The 23,346-nt window shown below is 34.4% G+C and carries 18 protein-coding genes and 2 tRNA genes; 13 read left to right on the top strand and 7 right to left on the bottom strand.

Features of this window, described 5'->3' with window-relative positions; all coding sequences use genetic code 11:
- The first annotated feature begins 25 nt into the window (after positions 1-25).
- Together T1L09_RS10820 and T1L09_RS10815 are read left to right on the top strand one after the other, a co-directional pair.
- Complete coding sequence (locus T1L09_RS10820) at positions 26-3,469, top strand: hypothetical protein (RefSeq protein ID WP_322550974.1); 3,444 nt, start codon at positions 26-28, stop codon at positions 3,467-3,469.
- Between the two features lie 103 nt (positions 3,470-3,572).
- Entirely contained in the window at positions 3,573-4,790 is a 1,218-nt protein-coding gene (locus T1L09_RS10815) for a BaiN/RdsA family NAD(P)/FAD-dependent oxidoreductase (RefSeq protein ID WP_322550973.1), read from the top strand.
- Positions 4,791-5,004: 214 nt separating this feature from the next.
- Here T1L09_RS10815 and T1L09_RS10810 read toward each other — a convergent pair whose 3' ends face one another.
- A complete protein-coding gene (locus tag T1L09_RS10810) occupies positions 5,005-5,481 on the bottom strand; it encodes a TspO/MBR family protein (protein WP_322550972.1) in 477 nt (158 codons plus the stop codon).
- Between the two features lie 82 nt (positions 5,482-5,563).
- Between T1L09_RS10810 and T1L09_RS10805 the strand changes: the two genes are divergently transcribed.
- The 6 genes from T1L09_RS10805 to T1L09_RS10780 all read left to right on the top strand — a co-directional run bounded on the left by T1L09_RS10805 (position 5,564) and on the right by T1L09_RS10780 (position 10,548).
- Positions 5,564-6,643, top strand: a complete 1,080-nt coding sequence (locus T1L09_RS10805) for a diphosphomevalonate decarboxylase (protein ID WP_322550971.1) — start codon at positions 5,564-5,566, stop codon at positions 6,641-6,643.
- Positions 6,644-6,672: 29 nt separating this feature from the next.
- Positions 6,673-6,891, top strand: coding sequence for a hypothetical protein (locus T1L09_RS10800; protein WP_322550970.1), 219 nt, complete (start codon positions 6,673-6,675; stop codon positions 6,889-6,891).
- A 309-nt stretch (positions 6,892-7,200) separates the two neighbouring features.
- A complete protein-coding gene (locus T1L09_RS10795; protein WP_322550969.1) occupies positions 7,201-8,139 on the top strand; it encodes a mevalonate kinase family protein in 939 nt (312 codons plus the stop codon).
- A 52-nt stretch (positions 8,140-8,191) separates the two neighbouring features.
- Positions 8,192-9,127 (top strand): geranylgeranylglycerol-phosphate geranylgeranyltransferase, encoded by a 936-nt coding sequence (locus tag T1L09_RS10790; protein WP_322550968.1) that lies wholly within the window; start codon positions 8,192-8,194, stop codon positions 9,125-9,127.
- 89 nt (positions 9,128-9,216) lie between these two features.
- Entirely contained in the window at positions 9,217-10,110 is an 894-nt protein-coding gene (locus T1L09_RS10785) for a pseudouridine synthase (protein ID WP_422718522.1), read from the top strand.
- A 78-nt stretch (positions 10,111-10,188) separates the two neighbouring features.
- The gene (locus T1L09_RS10780; protein ID WP_322550967.1) at positions 10,189-10,548 is read left to right on the top strand and encodes a nuclear transport factor 2 family protein; all 360 of its coding nucleotides are present in this window, start codon (positions 10,189-10,191) and stop codon (positions 10,546-10,548) included.
- A gap of 3 nt (positions 10,549-10,551) precedes the next feature.
- Here T1L09_RS10780 and dusB read toward each other — a convergent pair whose 3' ends face one another.
- Entirely contained in the window at positions 10,552-11,547 is a 996-nt protein-coding gene (dusB, locus tag T1L09_RS10775) for a tRNA dihydrouridine synthase DusB (RefSeq protein WP_322550966.1), read from the bottom strand.
- Between the two features lie 144 nt (positions 11,548-11,691).
- On the opposite strand from dusB, the gene lepA reads away from it, so the two are divergent.
- The 3 genes from lepA to T1L09_RS10760 all read left to right on the top strand — a co-directional run bounded on the left by lepA (position 11,692) and on the right by T1L09_RS10760 (position 15,442).
- Positions 11,692-13,488, top strand: a complete 1,797-nt coding sequence (lepA, locus tag T1L09_RS10770; RefSeq protein ID WP_322550965.1) for a translation elongation factor 4 — start codon at positions 11,692-11,694, stop codon at positions 13,486-13,488.
- A gap of 271 nt (positions 13,489-13,759) precedes the next feature.
- A tRNA-Leu gene (locus T1L09_RS10765) sits at positions 13,760-13,841 on the top strand.
- A gap of 212 nt (positions 13,842-14,053) precedes the next feature.
- On the top strand, positions 14,054-15,442 hold the full coding sequence (locus T1L09_RS10760; protein ID WP_322550964.1) for a dipeptidase: 1,389 nt from the start codon (positions 14,054-14,056) through the stop codon (positions 15,440-15,442).
- A 33-nt stretch (positions 15,443-15,475) separates the two neighbouring features.
- Here the strand turns inward: T1L09_RS10760 and T1L09_RS10755 are convergent, their stop codons facing one another.
- Positions 15,476-16,774 carry an HTTM domain-containing protein gene (locus T1L09_RS10755; RefSeq protein WP_322550963.1) on the bottom strand — a complete coding sequence of 433 codons (1,299 nt, stop codon included), beginning with the start codon at positions 16,772-16,774 and terminating at the stop codon, positions 15,476-15,478.
- A complete protein-coding gene (locus T1L09_RS10750; protein WP_322550962.1) occupies positions 16,755-17,699 on the bottom strand; it encodes a bifunctional riboflavin kinase/FAD synthetase in 945 nt (314 codons plus the stop codon). The genes T1L09_RS10755 and T1L09_RS10750 overlap by 20 nt, the downstream gene beginning before the upstream one ends.
- Positions 17,700-17,885: 186 nt before the next feature.
- Here T1L09_RS10750 and T1L09_RS10745 point away from each other — a divergent pair, with 186 nt between their 5' ends.
- Complete coding sequence (locus T1L09_RS10745; protein WP_322550961.1) at positions 17,886-20,603, top strand: zinc-dependent metalloprotease; 2,718 nt, start codon at positions 17,886-17,888, stop codon at positions 20,601-20,603.
- A gap of 51 nt (positions 20,604-20,654) precedes the next feature.
- Here T1L09_RS10745 and pth read toward each other — a convergent pair whose 3' ends face one another.
- From pth to T1L09_RS10730, 3 genes are all read right to left on the bottom strand, one after another.
- Positions 20,655-21,221, bottom strand: a complete 567-nt coding sequence (gene pth / locus T1L09_RS10740) for an aminoacyl-tRNA hydrolase (protein ID WP_322551560.1) — start codon at positions 21,219-21,221, stop codon at positions 20,655-20,657.
- 144 nt (positions 21,222-21,365) lie between these two features.
- Positions 21,366-21,971, bottom strand: a complete 606-nt coding sequence (locus T1L09_RS10735) for a 50S ribosomal protein L25/general stress protein Ctc (RefSeq protein ID WP_322550960.1) — start codon at positions 21,969-21,971, stop codon at positions 21,366-21,368.
- 96 nt (positions 21,972-22,067) lie between these two features.
- Positions 22,068-23,009, bottom strand: a complete 942-nt coding sequence (locus tag T1L09_RS10730; RefSeq protein WP_322550959.1) for a ribose-phosphate pyrophosphokinase — start codon at positions 23,007-23,009, stop codon at positions 22,068-22,070.
- Between the two features lie 165 nt (positions 23,010-23,174).
- On the opposite strand from T1L09_RS10730, the gene T1L09_RS10725 reads away from it, so the two are divergent.
- Positions 23,175-23,254: transfer RNA gene (locus T1L09_RS10725), tRNA-Leu, on the top strand.
- Positions 23,255-23,346 lie beyond the last annotated feature (92 nt).

Here is a 23,346-nt window from a genome sequence, read left to right as displayed (position 1 = left end):
ATAAACGCCTCTTGAAGTCGTTCTTATGGAAAAAATTCTACCCCTATTATTTGTTTTAAGTTCATTTATGTCTTATTCACAATGTCTTTATCCAATTTCTAATACGCAAGTTGGTGTGACGCAAACTTTTTCGGTAAACAATCCTGGTCAATCTTATGGAATTACTACAAGAACAGATCGATTTGTTAGAGTTAATGTGGTTCAAGGTTTTCAATACACCTTTAGTGTTGGTAACGTTGATACTACTTTTGATGAAAATATTAACGTTTATGAGGGTACAACAAATGCGCAAATTATAAGTGCAACTGGTGCAACCGGAACTTCAATAAACTGGACAGCCACCTTTTCTGGAGATATTAAAATTATTGTTTCTCAGGGAGCATGTGTTCACACAAATACAAGTAATGTAACTTTAACTATTGCATTAACAGGTGTTGGGAATACTTTAGATGATCAAACAGCTACAGCTATTGACACTTGGGTAGGTCATGTGTATAATTGGGTAGCCGGTTCTGCACCTCCAGGAGGAGCATCTCCAGTTGCACCAGCAAATTCTTATCCTTTTGATGCACCAAATTACGTAGGTTATTATAATGTCGGTAGTCAAAATTTTGCAGAAGGTTTTATTTCAATTGGTTCGGGTTTTCCAGTCTTATCGGGCGGAACTATTCGTACAAACATAACTGCTGAAAAAATTGCGGTTAGATATAGAATGACTTCAACGCTTCCAGCAGGTTGTTACATTGTTAGATTACGAGGCGATGATGGAGTTAGGTTATATAATGATGGAGTATTGGTCTTTAATGAATGGAGAGAACAATCGCCTACAATTTATTCTAATGTGCTAGTTTATTTAGATGGCAGTGCTGATTTAATCTTTGATTATTATGAAAATGGAGGTCAAAATATTGCTGAAATAGAAATTATACCTTTTAGCAATACTTCAAATTCAATTGCGGGCGCAAATAGAATAGTTTGTAGTGGTATTTCAGCTGGCCTTTTAGACGGTTCAAGTTACGCGTATAACGGATCTACCATTAACCCTTCAATTGTTTTTCAATGGCAAGTTTCTACAGATAACATAACTTTCACAAATATTTCGGGGGCAACAAGTGAAAATTACACACCGGTAACAATTACAAATACAGGCACGAGTGATATTGTACTTTATTACAGAAGAGTCGTAAACGCTGCTTCAAGTGTAGGAAACTGTAACAATGAAAGTAATGTCATTACAGTGACTACAACCCCAGACGGAGGTGTTCCTACATCAACTGCAGCAACAACAATTACTTGTAATTCGTTTACTGCTAATTGGAATACTAGACCAAGTGCAACTTCTTATGTGTTAGATGTTGCAACTAATTCTAGTTTTACTGCAGGAACTTTTGTTACGGGTTACTCTGGTTTAAACGTTGGTAATGTAACTAGTTTAAATATTACTGGTTTAGCAAATAATACAACTTACCATTATAGAGTACGTGCGGTGTATTCATGCGGAACAAGTAATGTTTTTAATAGAATTCAATTAACAACTACTGCATTTTCTGGTCCAGTTGCACAGCCTGCGACGGCTATTTCTTGCGATAGTTTTACAGCAAATTGGAATACACTTGTTGGAGCAACTTCTTATATAATTGATATTGCCACGACTTCAACATTTACAGCAGGAACTTTTATCTCAGGTTTTGAAAATACAAATATTGGGAATACTACATCGATCAATTTAACAAATGTATATAGTAATCCTGTTTATTATAGAGTTCGTGCTATGGGACCATGCGGAACAAGTAGCAACTCGTCAGTAATTACCGTAAATCGCGCCACGACAACTTGGAATGGAAGCACTTGGTCAATTCCACCTACGACTTCCACTTTAGCAATTATTAATGGAAATTATGACACAGCGATAAACGGAAATTTTGAATGCTGTAGTTTAAACGTAAATGCTGGGTTTACTTTAACGATTACTCCGGATAGATATGCTTTGGTTCAAAATAATTTAAATGTAGCTGGAACTTTGAATGTTATGAATAATGGTTCTTTAGTCCAAGTCAATGATTTAGGAGTTAATACTGGCGTTATTTCTTACCAACGAAGTACAACAGGCAACTTGTTTGATTATGTATATTGGTCATCTCCTGTAAATGGAGCGACAACTCCCGGCGGCAATATTTATGCTTGGGATGCGGTAGTGGGAAATCCAAACGGTGGTCAAGGAAATTGGTTTGGAGCAGCTAACACTGCGATGTCAGCGGGTATAGGTTATATTATGAGAGATGTTTTCTCAAGAAACTTTGTAGGAACACCAAGAAATGGAATTTACAATACCGCAATCCAAAGAGGTTCTGATCTAGGAGCTGGATCTGTAGGGCCAAACGGAATCTTGCGTTTAAATACAGATGATAACTGGAATTTATTAGGAAATCCATATCCATCTGCAATTAGTGTTTCAAAATTCATTGCAGCAAATCCAATAATTGACGGTTTTGTGCGTGTTTGGCCTCATTCTTCACCACTATCCTCAGCTAATGCAGATCCATTTTATAATGATTTTGTTTACAATTATAGAGCGGGCGATTATATTGCAATTAATGCTTCTGGGGCCACAAGTGGTGCAGGAACATTGTCTGTAATTGGCTCTGGACAAGGATTTTTTGTGTTAATGAATGAAGATGCTGTGTCAGGAAATCCCTCAACTACAAGTGTGGTGTTCAATAATTCAATGCGAGATAAAGGATATTCAAACAGTCAGTTTTACAGAACCACAGCAAATACAACAACCTCAGAAGATACGCTAGAACGTCATCGAATTTGGTTAGATTTCATTTCTCCATCAGAAACTACGCGTACATTAATCGCTTATGCTGAAGGTGCAACAATGCAAAAAGACAGATTATTTGATGCGCTTACAGATTATGAACCTGCTCAAAATTTCTATTCTTTGATTGATACCGAAATAATGACTATTCAAGGTAGATCGTTACCGTTTGATAGGAATGATCAACTGCCGCTTGGTTTTAAAACTTCTGTCCCTGGCAATTTTACTATTGCAATCGCTGAGGTTGATGGTTTGTTTAGCACTAATCAAAACATTTATTTAGAAGATAAGTCAAATGGAATTATTCACAATTTAAAAGTAAACCCATATCGTTTTACCAGTACGGCGGGAATTAACAATTCACGTTTTGTTATACGTTATACTAATGAAACACTTGGTAGTGCTGATTTCACAGGTGATGCGAGCGCTGTTTTCGTTGCTTCAAATAATGGGCTAACAGTTACATCAACACAAGAAAATATAGCGGAAATTGAAGTATACGATTTGCTTGGAAGAAAATTATATCAAAGTAAAAACATAGATTCGCAAGCGCATGTAATGCACTCAATTCAAAAAACAAACAGCGGATTAATACTTACAATTACCTTAACAAACGGTAAAAAAGTATTAAAGAAAACGATTTATTAATCTTATATACTTACAAAAATAAATTTAAACCTGCTTTTATTGGCAGGTTTTTTTGTTGATAGCGTTTGTCTTAAAACCTTATCTTTACAAAAAATAAATCACATTGAATTCAAAATACGACATCATAATTATTGGCGGCGGAGCAGCCGGATTTTTCACAGCAATCAATAGTGTAGAAAATAATCCAAACCTGAGCGTAGCCATTTTAGAACGCGGTAAAACAGTTTTAGAAAAAGTACGGATTTCAGGCGGTGGAAGATGTAATGTAACCCACGCTTGTTTTGTGCCTAATGATTTGGTAAAGTTTTATCCGAGAGGAGAACGCGAATTAAAAGGGCCATTTAATCAATTTTGCTCCGGCGATACTATCGAGTGGTTCGAAAAACATGGAGTCGAATTAAAAATTGAAGAAGACGGAAGAATGTTTCCTGTTTCCGATTCTTCAGAAACTATAATAGATTGTTTCATGGACGCTGTAAAGAAGTTAAAAATTGATGTTTTAACAAATCATAGTGTGCAAGAATTATATAAAACTGAAACCCATTGGAAAGTAACCACAACGCAAGATGTCTTTACGTGCGAAAAAGTAGTTATGGCGACAGGAAGCAATCCAAAAATATGGGAATTATTACAGAATTTAGGCCATTCTATTGAAGAACCGGTTCCATCACTTTTTACATTCAACGTGAAAGATGTGAGAATTAAAGAATTAATGGGAATATCAACTCCTGCGACTGTTAAAGTTAAAAAGTCGAAATTAGAAGCTTCGGGACCTTTATTAATTACACATTGGGGATTAAGCGGCCCCGGAATTTTGAGATTGTCAGCTTGGGGAGCAAGAGAATTATCCGACAAAAAATATCATTTCGCGATTATGGTGAATTGGCTAAATGAAACTTCATTTGATGAAGCTATTGAAGCTCTAAAAGAAAGTAAAGAAGAAAATGCAAAGAAGTCAGTTTTAAAATATCCACAATTTGAATTGCCAAAACGTCTTTGGGAAAACTTAGTGAAAGCAGCTGGAATTTTGGAAGAAATGAAATGGGCTGATTTAAATAAAAATCAATTGAACGCACTTACCGAACAATTGACAAATGGGGAATATCAAGTAAATGGAAAAAGTACGTTTAAAGAGGAATTTGTAACCGCTGGCGGAATCCAATTAAAAGAAGTCAACTTCAAAACAATGGAAAGTAAATTGTTACCTAACCTTTATTTTGCCGGTGAAATTCTAAATATCGATGCGATTACAGGCGGATTCAACTTTCAAAATGCTTGGACCGGCGGCTTTATTGTCGCTGAAAGTATCACGAAACAGTAAAAAGCGTAGCAAAATAGTTGTCATCCTGAATTCGTTTCAGCATTTCATTTAAGTAGATATTGAAACGAATTCAGCATGATAAATAGTGCATATTGTTTGATTTCGCTCTCTAACTTTTCATTAAATCTCTAACTTCTAATCCGTGAATCTGTGGTTAAAACTAATTTTTTTATTTGATTTTTACCATTGAACTTGCCATTGATTTTTGAAATCCCTATCTATTCAAATAGTAAATACTTCCATTTAGAACCGCTGCAAAAGCTACCCAAATTAAATACGGAATAAACAAATAAGCCGCCTTTTTATCAATTTTCTTGAAGATATGAAAGGTTTCGTAAATAACCAACCAAAGCAAAATAACTTCAATTAAAGCCAATAGAACGTTATTCAATCCAAAGAATAAATACGACCAAAGTGCATTTAAAAGCAATTGAACTGTGAAGAAAAGTAAAGCTTTCTTTACTAATTCTCTTTGGTTTTCTAACTGGTTCCAAATCATTCCTGCAGCAATTCCCATCATGATGAAAAGCAAGGTCCAAACGGGAGCAAAAAGCCAATTCGGCGGATTGAAACTTGGCTTTATTAGTGTTGGATACCAAGTATTTATGCTCGATTGCGTAGTGATACTCGATAAATAACCAACCACTAAACAAATGGCTACACAATATATAATTCGTAAAGATTTACTCATGACTTTAATTTTATAAGCAAATTAACGAAATATCATTGAAAAAAATCAATCAAATTGGGTATTTTTGCTAAAATATTAAGTTATGTTTTCTGAAAAAGATTTTATCGCTGGGAAATCCAACACCATAGAAACCGCTGCATTTGAATGGAGTGCGGCAAGTAATATTGCTTTGGTAAAGTATTGGGGAAAAAAAGAAAATCAGATTCCAGCAAATCCTTCCATAAGTTTTACGTTAAACAACTGTAAAACGATTACGAAGTTGGAAGTTGCTAAAAAATCGGATACCACTTCTTTCTCTTTCGATTTATTGTTTGAAGGGAAATCCAAAGAAGATTTTAAACCGAAGATTCAAAAATTTTTTGAAAGAATCGAGGAATATTGTCCGTTTTTGAAGGAATATCATTTCAAAATTGACACACAAAATACCTTTCCGCACAGTTCAGGAATTGCATCATCTGCTTCCGGAATGGCTGCGTTGGCAATGAACATAATGAGTTTAGAAAAAGTACTTAATCCTACAATTTCTGAAGATTATTTCTTCGCGAAAGCTTCTTTTCTAGCACGATTAGGAAGTGGAAGTGCCTGTAGAAGCATCAAAGGACAGGTTGTTGTTTGGGGAAATCACGCGGAGATTAATGCGAGTTCTGATTTATTTGGTGTTGAGTTTTCAGATATTCATCCAAATTTTAAAAACTTTCAAGATACTATTTTATTAGTTGATAAAGGCGAAAAACAAGTTTCTAGCACGGTTGGACACGATTTAATGCACAATCATCCTTATGCCGATAGAAGATTTGCGCAAGCGCACGAAAATTTAGCAAAAATGAAAACCATTCTATCTAATGGAGATTTGGAGGAATTCATCAAAATTGTAGAAAGCGAAGCCTTGACTTTACACGCCATGATGATGACTTCGATGCCTTATTTTATTCTGATGAAACCGAATACCTTAGAAATCATCAACAAACTTTGGAACTTCAGGAATCAAACGCAAATTCCGGTTTGTTTCACACTCGATGCTGGTGCAAATGTGCACGTTTTATATCCAGAAAATGTAAAAGAAAAAGTGTTGCAATTTATTCAAGATGAATTGGTTGTCTTTTGCCAAAAAGGGCATTATATTTGTGACGAAATTGGAAATGGTGCAAAGCAATCGAATTAATTTGTATCTTTATTCTAAATATCCCAAAAATGGACATTCAATTAGAGAAACAAGAGCTTATGAAATTGCTGAAGCAAACAGAAAATCCCTCAGTGATTAAAGGCATTCGAAAAGTTTTTCAAAAGGAAAAGAAAGATTGGTGGGATGAACTAAGCGTTGACCAACAAAATAGCCTTAATGAGTCTTTAGAGGAATATGAAAGAGGTGAATTTTCATCATTTGATGAATTTATTAAGCCTTATTTATAGAATGCGGGAAGTAATTATAACTCCTTGTGCAAAAAAAGAAATTCTAAACATTTTCGAGTATTTAGAATTTAAGTGGAGTGAAAGAATAAGAAGGAATTTTGCAAATAAATTATATAAGATAGTTGAAACGGTTACTCATAATCCAGAGTTATTCCCAACATCTGCTGTAAATATAAAATTTAGAAAATGCGTAATAACAAAGCAAGTGTCGCTTTTTTTGCCATTTTAATAAAAATATAATTGTTATTGTCTCCGTATTTGATACGCGACAAAACCCAAATAAAATCACTAAAACTGATTCGTAACATTATGAAAGGACCACTTTTTTACTCAAAAATATTGCTTTTCGGAGAATATGGAATTATCCAAGATTCGAAAGGACTTTCAATTCCGTATAATTTTTATAATGGTGCTTTGAAAAGTGATGAAAATCCTTCAGATGTTGCTATTAAATCAAATGAAAGCTTAAGAAAATTCGCGTTGCATTTAAAACAATTACAAGCTGAGCAACCCGAATTAGTTACGTTTAATTTGGCTGTTTTGAATACCGATATTGCTAACGGAATGTATTTTGATTCTACTATTCCGCAAGGATATGGTGTGGGAAGTAGCGGTGCTTTAGTGGCTGCTATTTATGATAAATATGCCGATAATAAAATTACCGTTTTAGAAAATTTAACGCGTGAAAAATTATTACAACTGAAAGTTATCTTTTCGCAAATGGAATCTTTTTTCCACGGGAAAAGTTCAGGTTTAGATCCGTTAAATAGTTATTTAAGTATCCCGATTTTAATCAACTCCCACGATAATATCGAAGCAACTGGAATTCCTACACAAAGTACAGAAGGGAAAGGTGCTGTTTTCTTAATCGACTCTGGAATTGTGGGCGAAACCGCTCCCATGGTTTCTATTTTTATGGAAAATTTAAAAGACAACGGTTTCAGGAATATGTTAAAATCGCAATTCATCAAATATACGGATGCTTGTGTGGAGAATTTCTTGCATGGCGATGTGAAATCCTTATTAGAAAACACAAAACAGCTTTCAAAAGTAGTTTTAAGTAATTTCAAACCGATGATTCCAGAGCAATTTCACCAAATTTGGCAAAAGGGAATTGACACGAATGATTACTATTTGAAATTATGTGGTTCTGGCGGTGGCGGTTATATTTTAGGATTCACTCAAGATTTAGACAAAGCGAAAGATTCTTTAAAAGACTATAAATTAGAAGTAGTTTATAATTTTTAATAAGTTTTTTTTGAAGATTACTTTGGACATAAAATTTTGAATACTAAATAAAATGCTCACAAGAAAATCCAAAATACTTCTTAAGAAAATCATCAGTTTTTTCTCTGTAATTAGAGGGTATAATATTTGGGTGATTGCTTTAGCGCAATATTTAGCGGCAATTTTTATTCTAGCTCCCGAAAAAAGAGCTATGGAAATTATTCTCGATTGGCGACTTTTTCTAATAGTAATTGCATCAACTTTAACGATTGCTTCGGGTTATATTATCAATAATTTTTACGATGCCAAAAAAGACTTAATCAATCGCCCGCGAAAAGCGATGATTGATCGATTAGTCAGTCAGGAAACCAAACTAAAAGTATATTTTGCTATAAATGGCTTGGTCGCTTTGTTGATGTTTTTCGTTTCTTGGCGTGCAGTTTTATTCTTCTCAACTTATATTTTCTTGATTTGGTTCTATTCCCACAAGCTGAAAAAGATGTTTTTAATAGGGAATCTTACAGCTTCAATTCTCGCAGTTTTACCATTTTTCGGGATTTTAATGTATTATAAAAATTTCTATAGCGTAATTTTTGCTCACGCATTCTTCTTGTTTTTGCTAATTTTTATCCGGGAATTGATTAAAGATTTGGAAAATATTGAAGGTGATTTGGTTGCAGATTATAAAACTATTCCGGTTGTTTTTGGTGACAATAAAGCAAAAACAATTATATCTACTTTAGCTGCTGTTACTTTGATTCCAGTTTATTTGCTCGTTGAGATTTATGACATTGGTTATATGGATATTTATTTCTATTTGAGTTTAGCGGCTTTATTATTTTTTGTGTTAAAATTGTGGAAATCAACAACTAAAGCAGATTACTTAAAACTACATTTTTTGTTGAAATTCATAATTGTTTCGGGAGTATTTTGTATCGTATTGATTGAGCCTGCGGTTTTAATTCACGGCAAAACAGTAATTCTAATGCATTCACTGTCTATTTATTAGTTCTATTGTCAACCCATTTTCGTATTTAAAAAACTAATGTGGATGTTTACATATATTAGTTATATCTTTGCAAAAATTTGTTTATAATTATGTCACGTCAAGGAAATGATAAAAGTCGTCCAGGTTCTGCACGACAGGGAGGTTACAAGAAGGATAGTAACTCTAGAGGAAATGCGCCAATTCGTAAAGCGCCCTCTAAATTTGCAACCAAACCAGAAGCAGCAAAACCGGAGGCACCAAAGGCTCCAAAAGCACCAAAAAGACCATCGAATCCAGACGAAATGCGTTTAAATCGCTACATTTCTAATTCAGGAATGTGTAGCCGAAGAGATGCGGATATTTATATTCAAAGTGGAAATGTTAAAGTAAATGGCGTTCCAGTTACAGAAATGGGCTATAGAGTTAAATTAACTGATGCTGTTCAATTTGATGGTGTAAATATTACTCCAGAAAAGAAAGAATACGTCTTGTTAAACAAGCCGAAAAACTTTTCAACGGCCGGTGACGATACAATGGGCGCTGCAAACGTTTTAGATTTAGTTAGAAATGCTACGAAATCAAATTTGTTTCCAGTAGGAAGAATGGATAAAACCACAACGGGTTTGTTATTGTTTACAAACGATACTGAAATTGTACAGAAATTTACCGTTCCTAACCAACGTTCATCAAAAGTTTATCAAGTTACGTTAGATAAAAATCTAAAATACGAAGATTTAGAGCGCATTCAAGCAGGAATGATGATTGAAGATCACAAAGTTTTTGTTGAAGAAGTTACGTACATTGAAGATCAGCCAAAAAGCGAAATCGGAATTAAAATGAAAACATCAAATGTAAAAGTAGTTCGTAAGATTTTCGAACACCTAAAATATGATGTTTTAAAAGTAGATCGTGTAACTTTTGCGGGCTTAACCAAGAAAAATTTACCAAGAGGTGATTGGCGATTCTTGACAGAACAAGAAATTATCAATCTTAAAAATTCTTAAAAAAATATAGTTCATAAAATAGATAGACACATCGATTTTTTCTTTGTGTCTTTTTTAATGCTTTTAAATTTTTAATTTATGCCCAATCAATTACAACAAATTGCCATTCGATGGTTTGATGCTTTTAATGCCAAAGATTTAGAAAAATTACTAGCATTATATGATGACGAAGCCCAACATTTTAGTCCGAAACTAAAAATTCGTCAGCCAGAAACGAACGGTTTAATTATTGGGAAACCAGCAATGCGCGTTTGGTGGCAAGATGCTTTTGATCGATTACCGACTTTACATTATAAAGTAACGTCATTAACTGCAAATACCGATCGTGTTTTTATGGAATACATACGTCAAGTAGAAAACGAAGAAGATTTATTAGTCGCCGAAGTTTTAGAAATTAAAGAAGGAAAAATTATTTTTTCTAGGGTGTATCACGGGTAGTTATTACTCCACAAACTCATAATCCTTATAAACAGCTTCAATTTCGGTAAAGATATCCAACAATTGATTAATGCCATCCGTAGTTACTAATTTTTGTTTGTACTCTTTGAAACTGTGAATCCCTTTGAAGTAATTAGTATAATGTCTGCGCATTTCCACTACGCCTAAGCGTTCGTTTTTCCATTCTACGCTCCAGATTAGGTGATTTCGTGCCGCTTCAATTCGATCTTTCATACTTGGTGCGGCTAATTTTTCGCCCGTTGCAAAGTAATGTTTGATTTCGTTAAAAATCCACGGATAACCAATCGCAGCACGACCAATCATCATGCCATCTAAGCCGTATTTATTTTTATATTCCAATGCTTTTTCAGGCGAATCGATATCGCCATTTCCAAAAATAGGCATCGTAATTCTTGGATTATTCTTGATGCGTTCTACATGACTCCAATCAGAATGTCCTTTATACATTTGTGCACGCGTTCTTGCGTGAACGGTCAACGCTTGCACGCCAATATCTTGCAAACGCTCTGCTACCTCGTCAATATTTATAGAATTTTCATCCCAACCCAAACGTGTTTTTACCGTTACCGGAAGACTCGTTCCTTTGATAACGGCTTTTGTGAGTCGAATCATTAAATCCACATCTTTCAAAACTCCGGCTCCAGCACCCTTACAAACTACCTTTTTTACAGGACAGCCAAAATTAATATCCACCAAATCAGGCTGTACGGCATCTACAATTCGTGAAGATAATTCCATAGCTTCTTCGTCACCACCAAAAATCTGAATGCCAACCGGACGCTCATAATCAAAAATATCTAATTTCTGCTTGCTTTTTACAGCATCACGAATCAAACCTTCCGAAGAAATAAATTCAGAATACATCAAATCAGCTCCGTGCAATTTACATAAACGACGAAAAGGGGGGTCGCTCACGTCTTCCATTGGTGCTAATAAAAGGGGAAAATCGGGCAATATGATGTTACCTATTTTGGACATTTTGCTGTGTTTTTTTTGCAAAGATAAACATTTTTTAAATCAGAGGCGTTTCCAGAAATTGAACTGCTTTAAAATCCAAAACTTTCGCTTATATTTGCAGATTAAATAGAACGGTATTTTCCGGAAATTTGACAGAATTAGAAGATGAAGAAAATTAGAAATTTTTGCATTATTGCGCACATTGACCACGGTAAAAGTACGTTGGCAGATAGGCTTTTAGGAGCTACTCAAACGGTTACCGCTCGCGAAGAAAAAGCCCAGTTGCTAGACAGTATGGATTTGGAGCGCGAACGTGGTATTACCATAAAAAGTCACGCCATTCAAATGGAATATACTTACAAAGGGGAAGATTATATTTTAAATTTAATTGACACACCCGGTCACGTGGATTTTTCTTACGAAGTTTCTCGTTCTATTGCAGCTTGTGAAGGCGCTTTGTTGATTGTCGATGCAGCGCAAAGTATTCAGGCACAAACGATTTCAAATTTATACTTGGCTTTAGAAAACGATTTGGAGATCATTCCAGTTTTGAATAAAGTAGATTTACCAAGTGCTAATCCGGAAGAAGTTAGTGACGATATTATTGATTTATTAGGTTGTAAATTAGAAGACATTATTCACGCTTCGGGTAAAACCGGTTTAGGTGTTGAAAATATATTAGCGGCTATCATTGAAAAAATTCCTGCACCAAAAGGGAATAAAGAGGAGCCGTTACAAGCTTTGATTTTCGATTCGCATTACAATCCGTTCCGTGGAATTGAAGTTATTTTTCGTGTCATAAACGGTGAAATCAAAAAAGGTCAGAAAATTAAATTTATGGCTACGGGCAAAGAATATTATGCCGATGAAATTGGAACCTTGAAATTAAACCAAGTGCCTAAGAATATTATTTCTACAGGAGATGTTGGGTACTTAATTTCAGGAATTAAAGAAGCGAAAGAAGTAAAGGTTGGAGATACAGTTACGGATGCAAAAGAGCCAACTGTAAACATGATTAAGGGTTTTGAAGATGTAAAACCGATGGTTTTCGCCGGAATTTACCCAGTGGACACAGAAGATTACGAAGATTTGCGTTCGTCTATGGAAAAACTACAGCTAAACGACGCTTCGTTGGTGTTTGTTGCTGAAAGTTCGGCGGCTTTAGGATTTGGCTTCCGTTGTGGATTCTTAGGAATGTTGCACATGGAAATCATCCAAGAACGTTTAGAACGTGAGTTTGATATGACGGTTATTACTACAGTTCCAAACGTTTCGTACCATGCTTATACCAAGAAAGAACCAAATACGATTTTAATTGTAAACAATCCATCTGATTTACCAGAACCTTCAAAATTAGATCGAGTAGAAGAGCCATACATCAAGGCAACAATCATTACAAAATCTGACTTTGTTGGAAACGTAATGAGTTTGTGTATTGAAAAACGTGGGGTTATTACCAATCAAACCTATTTAACTACGGAGCGTGTTGAATTAAATTTCGATATGCCGTTAGCCGAAATCGTATTTGATTTTTATGACCGTTTAAAAACAGTTTCTAAAGGATACGCTTCTTTTGATTATCATCCAATAGGATTGCGTGAGTCAAAATTAGTTCGTTTAGATGTTTTGTTGAATGCGCAACCAGTTGATGCGCTTTCGGCATTAATTCATGAAGCAAACGCCTTTCATATTGGTAAGAAAATGTGCGAAAAACTGAAGGAATTAATTCCGAGACAACAGTTTGACATCCCTATTCAAGCGGCTGTTGGTGCAAAAATTATTGCACGTGAAACCATTAAAGCTTTAAGAAAAGATGTAACTGCAAAATGTTATGGAGGAGATATCTCTCGTAAACGTAAATTATTAGAAAAACAGAAAAAAGGTAAAAAACGAATGCGTCAAGTAGGAAATGTTGAAATTCCACAAGAAGCATTTATGGCTGTTTTGAAACTAAATGATTAATATAATTGATACAGAAGAAACCCAATAGCGAAAGTTGTTGGGTTTTTTTATTAGAGCAGACAAAAACAAATCTGAATTATTTTAAAGTAGCTTTTAAGTTTTGATTTTTTCGGTAAAGTTTCTAAATAAATTTTCTTACCGTATGGCTTATTTTCGAACGCTTTTTTTCTTGATGTTCGTTTTAAAAGCCGCACCTAAAAAAATAAAAATAAAAATCAGCTATTTGTTTGATTCTTTTAGTTTGAATTCCTATATTTGCACTCCAATTATTGCGGGTATGGTGAAATTGGTAGACATGCCAGACTTAGGATCTGGTGCCGCGAGGCGTGAAGGTTCGAGTCCTTTTACCCGTACAGATTATTTATAAGAACCTCTAATTTTCAAAAAATTAGAGGTTTTTTGTTATAAACTAGTGCCGTTTTTTTTATCTAAAGCTTCCTAAATGACAGAATTCCATTAGTAATTCTAAATAAATCTTGAAAAAGCAATTTAACATTTGATTATCCATTTTTATGGGATTAAATCTAAACATTTTTTGTAATTTTGAATTTATTCAATAGACATTATGGAAAATATTAAGCAATACGTTCAAGAAAATAAAGACCGTTTTATAGCCGAATTAATCGAATTACTAAAGATTCCATCAGTAAGCGCAGATAGTGCTTATGCGCACGATGTAATTTTAACTGCAGAAGCGGTTAAAGAAAGTCTTGAAAAAGCAGGTTGCGATTTTGTGGAATTATGTGAAACGCCAGGCTATCCAATAGTTTATGGTGAAAAAATGGTTGATAAAAGCCTACCCACTGTTTTAGTTTATGGGCATTATGATGTGCAACCCGCAGATCCGGTTGAATTATGGACATCACCGCCTTTTGAACCTGTAATTAAAAAGACCGAAATTCATCCAGAAGGAGCAATTTTTGCGCGTGGTTCTTGTGATGATAAAGGACAAATGTATATGCATGTGAAAGCTTTCGAATACATGATTGCAAACGATTGCTTGCCTTGCAACGTTAAATTCATGATCGAAGGCGAAGAAGAAGTGGGTTCTAAAAGTTTAAGTTGGTTTGTAGAACGCAATCAAGAAAAATTAGCAAATGATGTTATTTTAATTTCCGATACTGGAATGATTTCTAACACACAACCCTCAATTACAACTGGCCTTCGTGGTTTAAGTTATGTTGAAGTTGAAGTTACAGGTCCAAACAGAGATTTACATTCGGGTTTATATGGAGGAGCAGTGGCAAATCCAATCAATGTGTTAACTAAGATGATTGCTTCGCTTCACGATGAAAATAATCACATTACGATTCCTGGTTTTTATGATAAAGTAGAAGAACTTTCTACTGCCGAAAGAGCCGAAATGGCAAAAGCACCTTTTTCATTAGACAATTATAAAAAAGCTTTAGACATTGAAGAAGTTGAGGGTGAAGTTGGTTATGTTACTAATGAAAGAAATTCAATACGTCCCACTTTAGATGTAAACGGAATTTGGGGTGGTTATACAGGTGAAGGAGCAAAAACTGTTATCGCTAGCAAAGCTTTCGCGAAAATTTCAATGCGTTTGGTGCCAAATCAAGATTGGGAAGAAATTACGCAATTATTTAAAACGCATTTTGAAAGTCTTGCACCAAAATCTGTCAAAGTGAAAGTAACACCACATCACGGCGGACAAGGTTACGTAACTCCAATCGACAGCATCGGTTACAGAGCTGCAAACAAAGCGTATACTGAGACTTTTGGCGTTCCTGCAATTCCAGTTCGTTCCGGCGGAAGTATTCCAATTGTAGCTTTATTTGAGAAAGAATTGAAAAGTAAAACAATATTAATGGGATTTGGTTTAGACAGTGATGCTATTCACTCGCCAAACGAACATTTTGGAATTTTCAACTACTTAAAAGGTATTGAAACGATTCCTTTATTCTATAAATATTTTGTAGAAATGAACAAATAAAAATAATGTGAGCCATTCGAAAGAATGGCTTTTTTAATGCAGTAAAATCCAGTCATTGTGCCAAAAATAATCCCATTTAGCCGTTGCGAAATCTTGTTTGGGATTAATTAATGTTTTGTATTCACCATTGTTGATGTTATTTTTACAAGCGATATAAATACTAATATCTTTTCCTTTATATTCCTCTTTTATCCGTTGGCAATATTGCCAAATAAAATCGGGTTTAGTTGCTAATATTTGTGCTTGTTTAGGCGAAAGGTTTTTGTAGTAATCATACAAACTGGTTTCTTGCGTAACATTGTCTTTTATAGTAATGGAAATAAATCCATCTCTTTTGCGCAACATCATGCGCCAACTTAATCGGTGACCTTCCTCGGTCCAAAGCACATCACCTTTAATTAGATGATGTCTTAACGGCAATAAGAATTGGACAAACAAAAAGGGGATTAGCAAGTATATAAATGTTTTCTTTCCAAAACAATTAGTTACTTGTAACGTGTCAATTATAGGTTTATTCTTAAAAAATAACGCTCTAATTTTTTCCGGAGGATAAAAAAACAAGCTAAGACTCAGCGCGAAAAATGGAAAAATTCCGATTTGTAAAAAAATGGCGTTAAATAAATGAAAACCTAAGGAAGCTAAAAGTGCAATGGTTCTCGTTTTTTTGAATACTAATAAAGGAACAATTAGCAAATCGAATAGTATGCCGCTGTAAGCAATAAAAAGATAAAAGCATTTGTTAGAGAAAACTTGAAGTAATTGGCTGTTCGAAGTCGTGCCTTCAAGTAATAATTTGGTAAAAGTGCCATCGAGCCAACCCGGATAAAACTTTGCAAGTGCTGCATAAAAATATACTAGCGCAACTTGGCTAATAAACACTAAATTAATCCAATAAGGCATTCCGTGTTCTGCTGCTATTCTGCGTTGTTTCACGTCTAAAGACGCATAGCGATTAGCCGGTAAAAAAATCATAAAAAAACTTATGAGTAGCAATAAATAGTAGTGATTGTTGTAGGATGATTTTTGCATAAAATAAACGCCAGCCCATAGAATTGTATAACTTATAATTGCAAATTTGTACCGAAAACCAATCATAATTAGTAAGCCTAAAACGCCCATAATTAAAAAATATAAATACATGCCATAACCCGGTAGCGGTTGCAACCACGCTAAACCAATAAATGAAAATGTAAATTGAGGAGCAATGAAAACTTGTTTTACCCAGCCCGTAAAAATTGCGCCAAAACTTTCACACGCAATTAAAAACCCGAAAAATATCCGAAAAACGATTAGTGGTGCGTTGTCTATATTTTTAAAGAAGTGTTGTTTCATAGTTCCTTATGAAATCTAGCGAAGTTTTCTTGTCTTTGCCTAATTGCTTTTGTAGTTCGCTTAATGATTCAAATTTCTTTTCGACCCTGATAAATTCTAATACTGAAATGGTCAAAATTTGATCATAAATAACGGCATCGAAATTGAAAAAATGCACTTCAATGGTCTGTTCATTGTCGCCAAGAGTTGGGTTTTTACCAATGTTCATCATTCCGTAAAAAAGGGAATCTTCAATTTTACTTGAAACTACATAAACGCCGGTTTTTGGAATTAATTTGTAATTTTCTCCAATTTGAATATTTGCTGTGGGATAGCCAATAGCTCTTCCGTTTTTCTTACCTGCTACTACTTTTCCTGAAAAAGAATAGGAATGGCCTAGGTATTCATTAGCATTCTTTACATTTCCGTCTAAAAGTGCTTTCCTTATTTTTGTTGAGCTAACCGATATTGCGTCAATTTCCTTTGCAGATATTTGTTCTACTTCAAAGTTGTATTTTATTCCGAAATTTATTAAATCGTCAATATTAGCACTTCTATTAATTCCGAATCGGTGATCATATCCAATAATTATTTTCTGGATATTTAATTGTTTCACCAATATGTTAAAAACAAATTCCTCAGCCGTTAATTTTGAAAAAGTAGCATCAAATGGATGAATTATTAAAGAATCAATACCAAATTTTTGTAACAATTCCGTTTTTTCATCAATGGTGTTTAGTAGCTTAATATTGACATCTTGATTCAAAACCATTCTTGGATGTGGAAAAAATGTTAGTACAACAGATTCATATAAACCGTTGACTGTGGCTTTTTTTAACTTATTCAAAATCGACTGATGGCCTATATGAACACCGTCAAAAGTTCCAAGGGTAAGGATTGTTTTCTTCTTACAAGAATAGTTAAAAATAGAATTATAGGTTTTCAATTTTTGTAATTAATTATAAGCAAAGATAAAGGCTTAAAAATTAATATTGATGTTGTTTGTAAAAAAAAGAAGTTAGCGGATATTTTAATAATATCCTTGTTTAATCGTGTGTTAAAAATCAATTTTATTGCAATTGATTTAATTTTTTTAATATATTTGTGAATTAATCAAAAAAATTAACCAAGAATGAAAAAAACTGTACTATTAATTCTTACTTTATTCGTTGCGAATCTTGGATTCTCGCAAACGGATAAGGCTTGGTCAAGTTATAAAGGCCAAGAGATTAAGGTTTCTAAAACTGCAGAAAGAACTACTTTTCCAAGTGAGTTTACTTTGATGCAATTAGATTTAAACGCAATAAAACAAGTGCTTTATTCTGCAACAGATAGATTTGCAGAAAATAGAACTAGCGCTATTATTTCGCTGCCAAATGCGGAAGGAAAATTAGAGCGTTTTCGTATTTATGAAGCTTCAAATTTTGATGCTGAATTACAAGCTCAATTTCCTGATATTCGTGCTTATGTAGGTCAAGGTATTGATGATAAATATGCTAGACTTAGATTAAGTATCAATCCAAGAGGGATTAATACAATGATTTCTAGAGCGGATAAACCAACTGAGTATATGGAGCCATATTCTGAGGATGGAAGAATTCATGTTGTTTACAATTCTGAAAGAGTAAAAGGGAAACTACCTTTTACTTGTACAACTCCAGCGGAGCGTGCTTTAGTTAACGATTTAACTAACAAAGCAAATAGTGTTTCTCGTTCTAGCACAGGAAAGTTATTGAATTTTAGATTAGCTATGTCTGTAACTCCAGAGTATACTGCATATCACCACGCAGCTTTAGCTTTAGCTACTCCAAAAACAAGTGCATTATCTGCTATTAATACGACTATGACTCGTGTTAATGGGATTTTTGAAACGGATTTTGCAATACATATGAATTTAATTAACAACATGACTATTATTTATGATGGTTCCGTTGCAGATCCATATGGAGCAACAGACGCTAATTATAATAGTGAATTAGCTAACACATTAAATACGGTTGTTGGTAATGCAAATTATGATGTAGGGCATTTAATGGGTAATGTGGGAAATAACGGTAATGCGGGATGTATTGGTTGTGTATGTAGTAATGTAATAACAGATGTTGACGGAGATGGAATTGCACCAGACATTTACAAAGGGAGTGGTTACACTACAAGTACTGCACCAGTAGGAGATGCTTTTGATATTGATTTTGTGGCTCATGAAATTGGACATCAATTTGGAGCAAATCACACTTTTTCAAATAGTAGTGAAGGTACAGGTGTAAATATAGAAGTGGGTTCTGGTGTTACGGTTATGGGATATGCAGGTATTACGCCTTATGATACGCATTTGCATTCAATTGACGTTTTTCACTCAGCAAGTATAGCACAAGTTCAAGCTAATATGGCAGGTAAATCGTGTCAAACTACTGTTGCAATTACACATTCAGCTCCAGTGGTTAATGCGGGTGGAAACTGGACAATTCCATTAAGTACTCCTTTCGTGTTAACAGGTTCTGCTACTGATGCTGGTGGGGCAGGAGCAATTACATATACATGGGAACAAAATGATGATGGATCTGGTAATACAAATGCAAACAGTGCGGCTTCTATAGCGAAAACATCAGGACCTAACTGGGTAAATTATCAAGATTCGGCTAGCCCAGTGAGATATTTTCCTATAATGACTTCAATCTTAAATGGTAGTGCAACTACAGGAGGTTTAGATGTAACTGCTGAAGCTTTAAGTTCTGTTGCTAGAACTTTAAACTTTAGATTAACAGCTAGAGATAATGTTTTAGGACAAGGTCAAACTAATTTTGCTAATGCTGTTGTAACTGTAGCTAATAAAACAGCACTAACCGTTACTATGGCAGCAGGGACAAGTTATCCAGTTGGGTCGGCACAAACTGTTGTTTGGACAGGTGCTACAGGAGCTAATGGACATAGCACAATTACTGGTGCTACTAATGTAGATATTTTCTTTTCATCAGATAATGGTGCTACTTGGTCACTTTTACTTGCAGGCACACCAAATGACGGTACTCAGTCGGTAACATTGCCAGCTGCAGTTGCTGCGCCATATTGTAGATTCATGGTAAAAGCAAGTGCAAATATTTTCTTTAATGTTTCACCAGCTTTTGCAGTTGGTTATACTGTTACAACAACTTGTAATAGTTACACAATGAATACAGGTTTTGCTATTCCTGACAATAATACAGCTTTTACTGTTAGATCAATTAATGTACCTACAACAGCTAATATATCAGATGTTAACATTGCAGTTAATTTAACGCATACTTATGTTTCTGATTTACAAATTATTCTTCAAGGGCCAATGGTTACAACAACACAATCAACCATTTTTAATCAATCTTGTACAACAAATGATAATATTAATGCAACATTTGATGATCAAGGCGCGGGTATTGTTTGTTCTCCAACAATTACAGGAAATGTAACTCCAGCAACACCATTAAGTATTTTTAACAATTTGAATCCAAATGGGAATTGGTTAGTAGGTATTCGTGATGTCGGACCTGGTGATTTAGGAAATGTAGTTTCTTATACATTAACAGTTTGTTCTGTTCAAGCTACATTGGCAACAGAGTCATTTGGTTTAGATGATTTCACATTATATCCAAACCCTAATAACGGTAGCTTTAATGTTCAGTTTACTTCTGATTCAGGAAATGAAATTAAAGTAAATGTACATGATATGAGAGGTAGAGAGATTTATAATAAGTCTTTCGCTAATACTGGTTTGTTTAATGAATCATTACAACTTAACAAAGCACAAGCGGGTATTTATCTTGTAACTATTCAAGATGGTGCTAAAAAAGAAGTTAAGAAAATTGTTATTGAATAAATAACATAAGTTTAAATAATAAAAAAGGGAAGCTAATTTAGCTTCCCTTTTTTATTTTCCGTTATAAGTGTTCATTGTATTATTTAAACCGGCTAGTGCAAATGATTTGACTATTTCAGCACTCATTTGCAACCTTTCCTTCAAACTTTCTTTTTCTTCTTCTCCCCATTCGCCTAAAACGTAGTTTACTTGTTGTCCTTTTTTGAAAGCATCACTAATTCCAAATCTAAAACGTGGATATTCAGTTGAATTAAGAAGTAATTGAATGTTCTTTAAGCCGTTATGGCCACCGTCACTACCTTTTGTTTTAATTCTAATGGTGCCAAAAGCAAGATTTAGATCGTCTGTGATTACCAACATGTCGTCTTTCTCAATATTTTCTTTTTCCAACCAATATTTTACGGCTTTTCCACTCAAGTTCATATAAGTATTTGGTTTGAGCAAAATAAGTGTTCGACCCTTAATTTTAAGTTCGGCAATTTCTCCTAGTTTTGCTGTTTGAAAAGATATGTTCTCTTGATTAGCAATATAATCAAGAATTTTGAATCCAATATTATGGCGTGTGTTCACATATTCTGAGCCAATATTTCCTAGCCCAACAATTAAAAATTTCTTCATTGGTCGTTGTTCTTCTGTTTTGTTTTTGCTAAAAATGTTTAAAATCCAGTTCATAATGTAAAAGTAAGATAAAGTTTAGCAATTTTGAACATAAAAAAAGCACCAGTAAAAACTGATGCTTCTTTATTATGGGTTGAAAAAGAATTATTTTTTCTTTTTTGCGCCACCTTTTTCTGCTTTTGCTGCTTCTTGAGCCGCTTTCATCGCTGCACGAGATATTCTTACTTGACAAACAACAGTATTGTCAACATGCATAAATTTGTAATTTTTTGATTCTAATTGCGTAATGTATAATTTATTACCCATTTCTAATTTAGAAATATTAGCTTCTACAAAATCAGGTAAGTCTTTTGGTAATGCTTTTACTTTTAAACGACGTTGGTTTAAACGTAAAACACCTCCTAATAAAACACCTGGCGAAGTTCCTGTAACTTTAACTGGTACTTCCATAACGATTTCTTTGTCGTCGCTTAATTGGAAGAAGTCAATGTGAAGAATTCTGTCGTTCACTGGGTGAAACTGAATGTCTTGCATAATTACATTGTAAGATCCACCGTTTAACTCAATTACAACTGTGTGTGCGTTTGGAGTGTAAACTAATCCTTTAAATGCTCTTTCGTCTGCAATAAAGTGCACTGGTTGATTTCCTCCGTATATAACGCAAGGAACCATTCCAGCATCACGTACGGCTTTAGTTGCCTTTTTACCTACGTTTTCTCTTTCTGATCCTTTAATCGTAATTGATTTCATTGTAAAATATATATAATTAATAAAAAAATACTTATTCAAGTTCAGTTAAACTTCTAAAATTAATTTCAAAATTTTTACTGAAGGGTAATTTAATTTTTACATTAAAAACTTACCGCTAATTGAGTTGTTGTTTTGTACCATGTGCATTACTTCTGCAAATAATGGCGCACAACTCACAACTCTTATTTTCTTTGATTCTTTCTTCAACGGAATAGAATCGGTAACAATTAATTCTAATAATTGAGAATTCTCAATTTTCTCATACGCGTCGCCAGATAATATAGCGTGTGTACAAATTGCTCTAACACTCAATGCGCCTTTTTCCATCATTACATCTGCGGCTTTCGCTAAAGTCCCTCCAGTGTCAATCATATCATCTACTAACACCACATTTCTTCCTTTAACTTCTCCAATTAACTCCATGGTGTCAATAACATTCGCTTTTTTGCGTTGTTTGTAACACACCACTACGTCAGATTCTAAAAATTTAGAATAGGCATAAGCTCTTTTTGAACCGCCCATGTCTGGCGATGCAATCGTTAAATTTTCCAGATTTAAGCTTCTCAAATAAGGTAAAAAGATGGTAGACGCGAATAAATGGTCTACTGGTTTTTCAAAGAAACCTTGAATTTGATCGGCATGTAAATCCATAGTCATGATGCGAGTAGCTCCTGCAGTTTCTAGCAATTTTGCTACTAGTTTGGCTCCAATTGGCACTCGTGGTTTGTCTTTTCGGTCTTGTCTTGCCCAACCAAAGTAAGGAATAACTGCGGTTATGTGTCTGGCAGAAGCTCTTTTAGCAGCATCTATCATCAATAATAACTCCATTAAATTGTCTGCACTTGGAAATGTAGAACAAACTAAGAACACGCGCAATCCTCTTATGGATTCTTCAAAAGAAGGCTGAAACTCACCATCACTATAGGTTGAGAACGTAACTTTACCAAGCGGAACATTATACTTTTCAGCAATTTTTTCGGCCAGGTACACACTTTGAGAACAGGCAAAAATTTTAGCTTCTGGTTCTTGATACAGCATGTTAATTTATTGTTTAGTAGTTAGTTAGTGTTGTGTCGTTTTAACGAGGTGCAAATTTAGAAATAAAATTGGACTCTGAAAGGATATTTTTAACTATTTTTTGATGAATTGCGAAAATATTTTTTACATTTGCACTCACTTAATGATACAAACATCATTTCCATTGCCCGGATGGCGGAATTGGTAGACGCGCACGACTCAAACTCGTGTACTTAGGTGTGCGGGTTCGATTCCCGCTCCGGGTACTTTTAAAATCCTTAATCAGCTAATAAATAGCTTTTTAAGGATTTTTTGTTTATTTCCAGATATTTTGAATCTCATTTTTCACTTTTCAGCT

Source organism: Flavobacterium psychraquaticum (genome assembly GCF_034497725.1).
In the GTDB taxonomy this organism is placed as follows: domain Bacteria; phylum Bacteroidota; class Bacteroidia; order Flavobacteriales; family Flavobacteriaceae; genus Flavobacterium; species Flavobacterium psychraquaticum.
The sequence above is the reverse complement of the archived record's forward strand: the minus strand, read 5'-3'. Positions and strand labels throughout refer to the sequence as shown.

What these genes read in the sequence shown, in the direction of transcription:
- T1L09_RS10820 (WP_322550974.1), top strand. Translation starts at nt 26, where the DNA reads ATGGAAAAAATTCTACCCCTATTATTTGTTTTAAGTTCATTTATGTCT.
- T1L09_RS10810 (WP_322550972.1), bottom strand. Translation starts at nt 5,481, where the DNA reads ATGAGTAAATCTTTACGAATTATATATTGTGTAGCCATTTGTTTAGTG.
- T1L09_RS10805 (WP_322550971.1), top strand. Translation starts at nt 5,564, where the DNA reads ATGTTTTCTGAAAAAGATTTTATCGCTGGGAAATCCAACACCATAGAA.
- T1L09_RS10800 (WP_322550970.1), top strand. Translation starts at nt 6,673, where the DNA reads ATGGACATTCAATTAGAGAAACAAGAGCTTATGAAATTGCTGAAGCAA.
- T1L09_RS10795 (WP_322550969.1), top strand. Translation starts at nt 7,201, where the DNA reads ATGAAAGGACCACTTTTTTACTCAAAAATATTGCTTTTCGGAGAATAT.
- T1L09_RS10790 (WP_322550968.1), top strand. Translation starts at nt 8,192, where the DNA reads ATGCTCACAAGAAAATCCAAAATACTTCTTAAGAAAATCATCAGTTTT.
- T1L09_RS10785 (WP_422718522.1), top strand. Translation starts at nt 9,217, where the DNA reads ATGTCACGTCAAGGAAATGATAAAAGTCGTCCAGGTTCTGCACGACAG.
- T1L09_RS10780 (WP_322550967.1), top strand. Translation starts at nt 10,189, where the DNA reads ATGCCCAATCAATTACAACAAATTGCCATTCGATGGTTTGATGCTTTT.
- dusB (WP_322550966.1), bottom strand. Translation starts at nt 11,547, where the DNA reads ATGTCCAAAATAGGTAACATCATATTGCCCGATTTTCCCCTTTTATTA.
- lepA (WP_322550965.1), top strand. Translation starts at nt 11,692, where the DNA reads ATGAAGAAAATTAGAAATTTTTGCATTATTGCGCACATTGACCACGGT.
- T1L09_RS10760 (WP_322550964.1), top strand. Translation starts at nt 14,054, where the DNA reads ATGGAAAATATTAAGCAATACGTTCAAGAAAATAAAGACCGTTTTATA.
- T1L09_RS10755 (WP_322550963.1), bottom strand. Translation starts at nt 16,774, where the DNA reads ATGAAACAACACTTCTTTAAAAATATAGACAACGCACCACTAATCGTT.
- T1L09_RS10745 (WP_322550961.1), top strand. Translation starts at nt 17,886, where the DNA reads ATGAAAAAAACTGTACTATTAATTCTTACTTTATTCGTTGCGAATCTT.
- pth (WP_322551560.1), bottom strand. Translation starts at nt 21,221, where the DNA reads ATGAAGAAATTTTTAATTGTTGGGCTAGGAAATATTGGCTCAGAATAT.
- T1L09_RS10735 (WP_322550960.1), bottom strand. Translation starts at nt 21,971, where the DNA reads ATGAAATCAATTACGATTAAAGGATCAGAAAGAGAAAACGTAGGTAAA.
- T1L09_RS10730 (WP_322550959.1), bottom strand. Translation starts at nt 23,009, where the DNA reads ATGCTGTATCAAGAACCAGAAGCTAAAATTTTTGCCTGTTCTCAAAGT.